Here is an 8,292-nt window from a genome sequence, read left to right on the forward strand (position 1 = left end):
TCCTCTCCCCGTTCCCCTCCCCGAAAGGGAGGGACAATCCGTACGGGGTAACGGTTTTAGTTATGATTAATCTCCCATCGTTTGCCTGCGAGCTTGTAGAAGTTCACGAGGGCTTCAAGTTTATATTTGTCGTATGTTAAGTCCTTGGGGAGGACTACTATAAAATCTACTCCGCCGTCGATATAGTCGCCTCGTTCGTAGAGGAATACTTTGCCTAAGTACAAAGGCTTATTAGCACTGCGGGGATAGATATACAACCTTTGTTTCTGCCTGCCGTCCTCAATACGGATACGCCGTTGTTCGTCGTCGAACTCATCATTGAGAGCCTTGCGCAGGTAGCATACTTGGCTGTTGTGAGCCAAGTTGTACAAGTCGGCTTGGCGAGCTCGCTGAAAGTCGTATAGCACTTTGTGCAAGGGTGTTGCCAACATTCTTAACCACGCCACCAACTTTGGCTTTCGCAAAAAGGTAGGGGTAAGCAGTACGAGCAGTTTGTCGATGTTTAGGTTATACATTGCTAACGTAGGTTATATCGTTGAAGTTGTCTATCGTAAAGTAGCCTGCGGTGGGTATTTTGTTTATCTCTATCGTTTCAAAAGCCCCATACTCGCCACTACTGGTGATGTTCTTACTTTGTGCCAATACCAAGTGCGGTATCTTCACACCTTCGGCTTGTTGGAGCGCGTCAATAAGATGCGCTAATACGAGCTCACCATTAAAAGGCAGGCGTTTTAAATAGTCTTTAATTGCCGTTTCTACGGGCTTGGTAGCGTGGATGATACTCTGTCCGTTGCTATCTAATACAAGCGGGTCATAAACGATTTTCATTTGCAAGTGCAGCACATCGGGTTGGTAGTTCACTACCGATAGGCGTACGCCCGCATCTTTTATTTCCTGCAAGTAGGCTTCAAAGGCTTGCTTTTGGGCATCGGTGATTGGTTGGAGCGTGTCGCCTTGTTCGCCTGCTATCTTCACTATCAAACGCCCCTCATTTTTGCTTTCTATTACTGCCGAGTACTTCACTATCTTACTGGCTTCTATGGCTTCCTCCGTGTGCCCTTGGTTATTAAACTTATCACTGTCGGGCAATAGGTCAAAGCCGTATTGAAAGGCAAGGGCTTTGCTTCTGTACCAACGTGCTGTGTGGGGTTTGAGTTCTGCTAAACGCTTGTCTATATCCGCTCTATGCTGGTCGAACAGCTTCTCTAAGCTCCATATTGCTACGGCTATGATATATACCCACAATCGCCATATAGCCACTTTGGAGGTACTATTGAGCTCGCTCAGTGTAGGCTCTTGTGCTTTGGCTTGGAGAATAAGGTTTTGTATTTCTTGTATAGTACGTGCCATAGGTTAATGATTGATAATTAGGGGTTGTAAGCTCTCAATGCGCTGTTTGCCTTTCTCGAAGTACTCTTCGTCTATTTCGGTAGCAATGCCACACATACCCATATTGTGAACGGCTTCCATACAGCTCATAGAGCCAGCAAAGAAGTCGGCTACTACTATTTCATTGCGGGGTTTGTCTTTTGGGATAACCAATGCTAAAAGGCGTTCTAAGAGGCGGACAGGTTTTTGAGTGGGGTGAATTGAGGAATAAAATGCATCCAGACCTTCTATCATAATACTTTCTTCATTAGCTCCTTCCACAATAGACTTTATAAGAACCAACGTATTATCATTTTCCCTCAATGTATTCCTTTTTATTCCCGTTCCCCATTTATGTTTTTTAAAACTTTTCAAATATAATAATGAGGTGTCTCCTTCTAAAAACTTTAATATATCATCTAATTTATCACTATTTTTTATTGCACTTTTAATCACCTTTATATCAGATACCAAAGAATCTATATTATACTTTTTCTTTTCAATGTAAGGTATCTTACATCTGTTAATATTACCTTTTTCTGAGTAAATAGAGATAGTTTCGTGTCTTCTTCCAATAGCTAACGTTGGTGTAGTACTTCTTTTTTTATTCCAAATAACTTCCTCCTTAAATACAAGGCCTAAGCCGTCTAATATAGTATTCCAACGGTAAAAGGAAGTACCACGCCCAAATAGTACGATAAAGCCTTTCTTTGTAAGGAGGCGTTTGCATTCGGCAAAGAATTTGGGTTCGTCAAAAGGGCGTTCCAGCTTTTGATTTTTGAGGTACAAGTACGGAGGGTCGATGCAAATCACATCAATACTCTCATCAGGAAGGGTTGCCATTACCTCTAAGTTATCGGCGTTGTATAATTGTAGGTTATTCATAAGGTTTTTATTCTTTACTTACTATAAAATCAAGGTTTATTGCCCATATACTAATACCCTCAAGGCGTTTAGCAACTTGTTCGTCTTCTTTGGTGAAAGCCGTTGCAGGTTGTAGGTTTTTAGCGGTGTAGTAGCCGAGTATTTCGTTCCTCACCCCCAACCCCTCTCCCAAGTAGAGGGGAGTTCCTGCCTGTACATCATCGGTGATGTTGAGGCTGTTCGCTTCAGCAAACTCAAAGACGCTTTCTATCGTGCCCGTGTGTTGTAGGGCGAGGTCTAATAGGCTTTGATTATGTAGGGCTGTTATTGTCATTTTGCTTTTCCGTTGAGTTGCTTGTACTTCTTTAATTCGGTAAGAAGTTCCTCCACAGAGGCTTCTAAGTCTTTAATGCGCTGGTTAGCGTGTTTGAGCTCCTCAATAGCCTTAGCGTACTTGGAGCCTAAGTCTTCTATCATCTCTCGGTATATCTTCACAGCCTTGTCTACATTGTCAAGTTCGGAGGTCTGGAGCTCCATTTGTTGCTTAGGCCTTCCGAAAAACCAACCTGCTAACCCCGATAATACCATACCGATAAACGAACCAAAATGCTCTTTAAGTACTTCTGTTATCCATTCCATTGTGATATGTGTTTTTTAAGTTATTTTCCCTTTTCCTTCACTTATAGTAGCACCCGTTTGGGCGGCTGCCGTTCCTGTTGTGTTTACAGTGATACCAGGGGCTACTGTTACTTCACCACTCTTGACAAAGGCGTCAATAAGTGAGGCTAAGCGCTCGGCATACTCTTCTATACTGTTATCGGTTTTGGCAAGCATATCCTGCAGAAGGGCAATAATGCCTTGTTGAAGGGCTTGTTTGTTTAGTGCCATAGTGCGTTTATTTTGTTGTTAATCTCTTCAAACTTTGCTACATTATTCGGAGCAAAGTTGCCAGGGCCTGCGGGAGTTTGAATGATAGCGTTTTTAAGTTCTGTTAAAAGGTCGTTTAAAAGGGTTTTAAAATCGACTTGCTCATTTTTGAGTTGCAGTTTTCCGTCTTCTATCTTTAGGGTAAAACCTCCCAAGGTGCATTCTACTTTCTCCAGCTCGGAGGTTCCTACTACTATTGCTGTTTCTTTGTTGATAAAAGCTACACATACCAGCGAACCTACTTTTGGTTGTAGGTAAAAACCTCCTTGCTCAAAATCTACTACTAAATACACATCGTTAATGGGTGAACTGCCGTCTAAGGGACTTACATCAGCGGTTTTAGCCTCCTCATCTACAGAAGTTACCTCGCACACCTTGGCGTATAGTTCCTGCCCCGTATTGGCTAATTGTTGTATCAATTCTTTTATCATAATGCATTCCCTAATTCAATCTTTTGGCGATAGCCGTTGGTGCCAAAACTAATTTCATTTTTTTTCACTAAATAAGTACCACTATTGCCATCGGAGGCGTGTATTTCTACCATATCGCACTTGCTTACTTCGGGTACACCAAAGGTTTCAAACGAGCCCTTAAAACCACTTTGCTTGTAGCGTTCCAAAGCCTGCAGTGCGTACTTCTTTAGTTCCTCTTCTGTCAGTCCATCTATGCGGAGTTTTATTACTTCACCGTCTTTGTCGCCGTACTCGTAGGTGATTTTCTTATGCTTAGCGTTGAAACTCTGTGCCTCTACGCGTACCCTTATATCGTCTTTATCACGGTAAGTAAAGTCCTCACTGATGATGTTTTTGCCGTGCCTAAAAAGGTGTTTTTCTCGGTTATCTATAGGGTAGGCTAAGCCGATATACAACACCGATTTGCCGTCAATAAACCTAAAGTAACTACTAAGCATTACCTTGTCTTTTAACTCCTGCAACTCTTGCGATACGTTGGGCTGGGTGATACGCCAGCTACCTACTTGTATATTGTCATCAATGAGTTTGTAGCTGATATTTGTACCTTTGAGCAGATGTTCTACTATCTCTTTGAGAGTAGCGTTCTTAAAGGCTTTAGGCTCGGCTTTTAACATTTTGAGCAGGAACATACCGTCTTCGCATTTTATGGTGATAGGCACTTTGGCATCTACCGAACGGATATAACCTGCAAAGCGTACTTTTAAATCATCATCATAACCGAGCTCTACTGTAATACGGTCGCCTCGCTTGATTGGGGGTGTACCTTTTTCACTTACATAGCCTTGCCAGCGAATATTGCGTGGCAGTTTTAGTTCACAAGTATCGGTAAGGCTGCTTGTATCTTCTACAATGTTGCACTCCGAAAGAGCCGTAAATATCCACTTTTGCTCGCCCTCTATCGTTATTCTACTTACTAATCTTAACATACTCGTCTTGTTGTATCTGTTTTATTTCGTAAGACTCATCGGATAGCATTTGTATTTGTACGCTTTGGCGATTGCTGTGTGTTTCCTGTTGCAATGAGAAAGAGGTTACTACTGCCGACTTGATACCAAAAGCATAGAGAAAGTCGCTTTCTACTTCCACTGCTTCGGGAGTAGTGAGTAGCTTTCGCAAGGTTTCTACCTGACTTAGTGGGTAGTCCTGCTTTGGCAATAAAAACGTTTCGTCGGATTGCTCCCCTGGTTCGCCTTCATAATCGGTAATGGCGAGGTCGAGGGTAATGCTGTAATCACCATTGCTGATATACTCCTTAATCGTGCCGTCACGCCCTTGCAGGGGAGTAGTAACGATATTGCGCTGTTGGGTTATTGAGATAATCACTTCGGGGAACAATAAGCTGTAACGCTCGCCCTCGTGGTGGGTACTCATACGCAAGGAGGTAAGCCAAGGGCGGTTTTCTAAGTCGCTCATTGCGACAAACTCGCCGTCAAACTTCTTAACCTCTAAAGGCTTGCCCGTTTGCATACCAAAGCGAAAAGCCAAGTTTAAGGCTACCGTTTTAACAATTGTTTCGGGTTGGGGTTGAAAGTTAAAGTGTATCATATTCGTCAATCATTTGCACCGGCAAAATCGGCAGTAGCAGTTAGTAACACTTCTCTTACTGCTTGTAGGAGTTGTTGCTTATCTATACCCTTCTCGGTATTCATATACACGTTAAAATTATCCATCATCTTGCCGATACTAAGGTTACGCACTTTGTTTTCACTTTTGCCTTTGTCGCCACCCACTCCTGTGCTGTTCATTGTTTTGGTAGCTGCCACACCCCCAACGGTAGGCACAGTAGGTTTGTTTTTGGTAAGGTCAAAGCTGTCTTTGTTTTCTACTACCGTTACTTCTTGAGGTTTATCGTCTTCTTTTTTGGTGTTTGCCTTTTCCTCATCAGAGACTAAGTCCATATTCTTGCGAAACTCCTCTACACTTCCAGAAGCATTTGCCGCCCACTCCCAACCAGTGAGCTCTGCGACCCAGCCTAATATCTTTTGTAGTGGTGCCATTATTACATCTAATAGCACTAAGCCTATACGTTTAAAACCAGCTAAAATACCTTCTGATTTAAAGGCTTCGATGATGCTATCCCAATGTCGTTTAATCATCATAAAGGCACTGATGATAGCTCCTATTGGCCCTAAGAGAAGTAGCATTGTACTTCCAAAACTGTCAAAGTAGGTAATTGCTGTAGCAATGTAGCCGATAAGTAAGGCAACGCCGGTAATGATGAGGAATATAGGGTTCATATTCATTACGGCATTCAGTATGCCCTGTGCTACTGCCATTGCTTTGGTAACGCCTGCCCATACGGCTGTTTTTACGGATAGAATACCCGACCATAAGGCGGCGCGTTTTTCGGCATTGGTTAGAAAGGTAATACCGTTGTAAACTACCATTAGCAACGGGGCAAGTCCCGTCATTTGTTGCACCATATCACTGATAGCTCCCGCATAACCAAATACACCACTTGTAGTATTAAAAATAGAAATCTTAAAGTCTTCCACTTGTGCGGTAAGGCGTGCGTTCTTTTCGGCGGTACTTTCCATTATCACTTCAGCTTGCTCTATTGCCGAGTTCGTTCCCTCTATCTTTTGCGTCATCACTTCAGCCTCATCGGCGGTATTGATAAGGGCAATGGCTGCCGACATATTCTCTTTACCAAATACCTTGGTCATTAGGGCAGTGTCGCCTTGTATCTTGCGTAAAGCCTTTAGGCGTTCGTGTAAGGGGACACTACTATCGGCTAAATAGTCGGTACTAATACCCGCTGCTTTCAGTCCGTCGGCAGCAAGTTTGGAGGTAAAGCGACCTTCAGAAAGGGTTGTCAGTACGTTGCGCAAAGCTACTCCTCCCTCGCTACCTTTCTTACCTGCTTGGTCAAGGAGCTGAATATAGGCGTTCGTTTCGGCAAATGATAGCCCTGTAGTCTTAGCCACCATACCCACCTGCTCCAATGCCTGCTTAATTTGCGGTAGTTCAGCCGAGCCATTCTGGGCAGCGGCAGACATCACATTCATCATCTCGGTCATCACCTTTGCCGCCTTGATAGGATCTTCCATACTCACCCCGAATTGATTCAGCGAGGTGTTGAGTACATCAGTAGCAGCTATGGTATCGCCTCCCATCTGCTTGGAGAGTATATTCACATTCTCGCCCATCAGCTTCATTGCCTCGCTACTTTTGGCAATATTGGGACTAAGTTGTGAAAGCATCATCTTATAGGCTTCCACGTTATCTACTGCCGAAGTACCAAAGGTTTTAGCAGTATCACGTGCCGCCTTTTCTATAGCTTTCAGTCCCTCGCCCGTTACCCCTGTAATAGCCGAAAGCTCGGCAAGATTCTTCTCTAAGGCAACACCAGGAGCATATAGATTGCTTACTGAAGACGCTACCCTATCCGTGAGCTCAAGAAAGGTTTTAAACGTCATCAAGGAGGTACTTGAGTTTTCTCTTACCGTTCGCCCTACATTTTCAATAGCATTGGTAGTGTTTTCTGAAAAAGTATGCAGACTTTGGTTGATTTGGGTAACCTCCGCCTGCAGTACTTCCATATTCCTAAACAAGTTAACAAATACGGCAGATACTTGGCTGTCGCCTGCTACATTAAAATTTATTCCGTAATTGAAAGTATTATTCATTTTTTTTTGTATCTTTGCCGTGTAAAACGTCTTGTATTATGAAAGCACTCTTTTGGTTCGTTTATTGCCTATCATTCATTACTTTTTTAGGAGGTTGTTTTACCCAATGGATATTTGGGTTTGGAGGGGCTTGGGCTTGCCTAATGCTCATAGTGTTTACCGCTTGCGGTTTGCTTCACTACGGCTTTCCTGCCTTACAACTACACAAAAAGTAGTTACCCACCCATAAGCACCTTAAATAATTCGGCTTGGTTTTGCATACGCCAATGCTCTAACCACATTGCTTGGGCATAGAGCTTACACCACTGACTGGCTTGCAGACTTTCGGGGTCTACCCCAAAGTTAGCACGAATCAGTGCCTCAGCTTTCCACTCTTCTTTCTCACTGGGCTCACATTGTAGTGAGCCTATAAGTTTTTTGCGGTTGCCTTGGTGTTTTGTACCCTCACCATTAGGGCTTCTACAGCTTTGAGTTTGAGCAAATCACGCTTTTCAATGGCTTCGTCGGCTTTTACTACATAATTGATATAGGCAGCCTGCGCAGCTTTTACTTCATCTGTTTTGGAAATTTTGGTAATAGCTTCTAAGTGCTTAAAGGTAGGCTCTTTGAAAATTACTTGGTGGGTTTTACCTTCTGCCGATACTTCTACCAGTACCAGCTCGCCGTGTTCCTCTTTAAGGTTTTGTATCTCTTCTGGCGCAAGCCCACAAATAGTTGCAGGCTTTTCACCAAAAGCGTAAGGGTTGTCTTCTACAAATGTGTATTTATCTTCCATTTTTACTTCTTTTTAATACTTGCTTGTGGGTGCTACCCACTAAATGCTTTTATCTACTACGTGGCTTACAATGAGTGGTAATTCTACTTCTTTGTGCATATCGCCCTCCTTCCATTCAAAAGGTGTTTTTTGGAACTCACAATTCTTTAGTATATGGGTTACCAAAGGCTGATTATCGGGTTGATAGTTCACCGTGATAGGGAAAGGCGCAATGCGGTGTAATTGTCCTTTAGGAGCTTTAGCTTTCAGTGCCATT

Annotated in this window: 12 protein-coding genes and 1 pseudogene; 1 reads left to right on the forward strand and 12 read right to left on the reverse strand. The window is 43.1% G+C overall.

Features of this window, described 5'->3' with window-relative positions; translation table 11 throughout:
- Positions 1-56 precede the first annotated feature (56 nt).
- The 10 genes from HMPREF9073_RS10320 to HMPREF9073_RS10365 are packed head-to-tail and all read right to left on the reverse strand — an operon-like array spanning position 57 to position 7,261.
- Positions 57-515, reverse strand: coding sequence for a hypothetical protein (locus HMPREF9073_RS10320; protein WP_009413691.1), 459 nt, complete (start codon positions 513-515; stop codon positions 57-59).
- Complete coding sequence (locus tag HMPREF9073_RS10325; RefSeq protein WP_009413692.1) at positions 508-1,350, reverse strand: hypothetical protein; 843 nt, start codon at positions 1,348-1,350, stop codon at positions 508-510. Before HMPREF9073_RS10325 ends, HMPREF9073_RS10320 begins: the two co-directional genes overlap by 8 nt.
- A 3-nt stretch (positions 1,351-1,353) precedes the next feature.
- Positions 1,354-2,253, reverse strand: a complete 900-nt coding sequence (locus HMPREF9073_RS10330) for a site-specific DNA-methyltransferase (protein ID WP_009413693.1) — start codon at positions 2,251-2,253, stop codon at positions 1,354-1,356.
- Between the two features lie 7 nt (positions 2,254-2,260).
- Positions 2,261-2,566 carry a hypothetical protein gene (locus HMPREF9073_RS10335; protein ID WP_009413694.1) on the reverse strand — a complete coding sequence of 102 codons (306 nt, stop codon included), beginning with the start codon at positions 2,564-2,566 and terminating at the stop codon, positions 2,261-2,263.
- A complete protein-coding gene (locus HMPREF9073_RS10340; RefSeq protein WP_009413695.1) occupies positions 2,563-2,871 on the reverse strand; it encodes a hypothetical protein in 309 nt (102 codons plus the stop codon). Before HMPREF9073_RS10340 ends, HMPREF9073_RS10335 begins: the two co-directional genes overlap by 4 nt.
- A 15-nt stretch (positions 2,872-2,886) precedes the next feature.
- Positions 2,887-3,120, reverse strand: coding sequence for a hypothetical protein (locus HMPREF9073_RS10345; protein ID WP_009413696.1), 234 nt, complete (start codon positions 3,118-3,120; stop codon positions 2,887-2,889).
- Positions 3,111-3,590: a hypothetical protein gene (locus tag HMPREF9073_RS10350; RefSeq protein WP_009413697.1), complete on the reverse strand. Its 480-nt coding sequence runs from the start codon at positions 3,588-3,590 to the stop codon at positions 3,111-3,113. Before HMPREF9073_RS10350 ends, HMPREF9073_RS10345 begins: the two co-directional genes overlap by 10 nt.
- Entirely contained in the window at positions 3,587-4,558 is a 972-nt protein-coding gene (locus HMPREF9073_RS10355) for a hypothetical protein (RefSeq protein WP_009413698.1), read from the reverse strand. Before HMPREF9073_RS10355 ends, HMPREF9073_RS10350 begins: the two co-directional genes overlap by 4 nt.
- The gene (locus tag HMPREF9073_RS10360) at positions 4,539-5,177 is read right to left on the reverse strand and encodes a DUF6046 domain-containing protein (RefSeq protein WP_009413699.1); all 639 of its coding nucleotides are present in this window, start codon (positions 5,175-5,177) and stop codon (positions 4,539-4,541) included. Before HMPREF9073_RS10360 ends, HMPREF9073_RS10355 begins: the two co-directional genes overlap by 20 nt.
- Positions 5,178-5,182: 5 nt before the next feature.
- Positions 5,183-7,261 (reverse strand): phage tail tape measure protein, encoded by a 2,079-nt coding sequence (locus HMPREF9073_RS10365; RefSeq protein ID WP_009413700.1) that lies wholly within the window; start codon positions 7,259-7,261, stop codon positions 5,183-5,185.
- A 38-nt stretch (positions 7,262-7,299) separates the two neighbouring features.
- Here HMPREF9073_RS10365 and HMPREF9073_RS15730 point away from each other — a divergent pair, with 38 nt between their 5' ends.
- Positions 7,300-7,476, forward strand: a complete 177-nt coding sequence (locus HMPREF9073_RS15730; RefSeq protein ID WP_009413701.1) for a hypothetical protein — start codon at positions 7,300-7,302, stop codon at positions 7,474-7,476.
- A 191-nt stretch (positions 7,477-7,667) separates the two neighbouring features.
- On the opposite strand, the gene HMPREF9073_RS10370 is transcribed toward HMPREF9073_RS15730, so the two are convergent.
- Entirely contained in the window at positions 7,668-8,036 is a 369-nt protein-coding gene (locus HMPREF9073_RS10370; protein WP_009413702.1) for a hypothetical protein, read from the reverse strand.
- Between the two features lie 39 nt (positions 8,037-8,075).
- A pseudogene (locus tag HMPREF9073_RS16000) lies at positions 8,076-8,292 on the reverse strand (hypothetical protein); the annotation flags it as partial.

It is taken from the genome of Capnocytophaga sp. oral taxon 326 str. F0382 (genome assembly GCF_000318295.1).
In the GTDB taxonomy this organism is placed as follows: Bacteria; Bacteroidota; Bacteroidia; order Flavobacteriales; family Flavobacteriaceae; genus Capnocytophaga; species Capnocytophaga periodontitidis.

Bases quoted from the DNA above. Each gene is read 5' to 3' on its own strand.
- HMPREF9073_RS10320 (WP_009413691.1), bottom strand. From the start codon at position 515: ATGTATAACCTAAACATCGACAAACTGCTCGTACTGCTTACCCCTACC.
- HMPREF9073_RS10325 (WP_009413692.1), bottom strand. From the start codon at position 1,350: ATGGCACGTACTATACAAGAAATACAAAACCTTATTCTCCAAGCCAAA.
- HMPREF9073_RS10330 (WP_009413693.1), bottom strand. From the start codon at position 2,253: ATGAATAACCTACAATTATACAACGCCGATAACTTAGAGGTAATGGCA.
- HMPREF9073_RS10335 (WP_009413694.1), bottom strand. From the start codon at position 2,566: ATGACAATAACAGCCCTACATAATCAAAGCCTATTAGACCTCGCCCTA.
- HMPREF9073_RS10340 (WP_009413695.1), bottom strand. From the start codon at position 2,871: ATGGAATGGATAACAGAAGTACTTAAAGAGCATTTTGGTTCGTTTATC.
- HMPREF9073_RS10345 (WP_009413696.1), bottom strand. From the start codon at position 3,120: ATGGCACTAAACAAACAAGCCCTTCAACAAGGCATTATTGCCCTTCTG.
- HMPREF9073_RS10350 (WP_009413697.1), bottom strand. From the start codon at position 3,590: ATGATAAAAGAATTGATACAACAATTAGCCAATACGGGGCAGGAACTA.
- HMPREF9073_RS10355 (WP_009413698.1), bottom strand. From the start codon at position 4,558: ATGTTAAGATTAGTAAGTAGAATAACGATAGAGGGCGAGCAAAAGTGG.
- HMPREF9073_RS10360 (WP_009413699.1), bottom strand. From the start codon at position 5,177: ATGATACACTTTAACTTTCAACCCCAACCCGAAACAATTGTTAAAACG.
- HMPREF9073_RS10365 (WP_009413700.1), bottom strand. From the start codon at position 7,261: ATGAATAATACTTTCAATTACGGAATAAATTTTAATGTAGCAGGCGAC.
- HMPREF9073_RS15730 (WP_009413701.1), top strand. From the start codon at position 7,300: ATGAAAGCACTCTTTTGGTTCGTTTATTGCCTATCATTCATTACTTTT.
- HMPREF9073_RS10370 (WP_009413702.1), bottom strand. From the start codon at position 8,036: ATGGAAGATAAATACACATTTGTAGAAGACAACCCTTACGCTTTTGGT.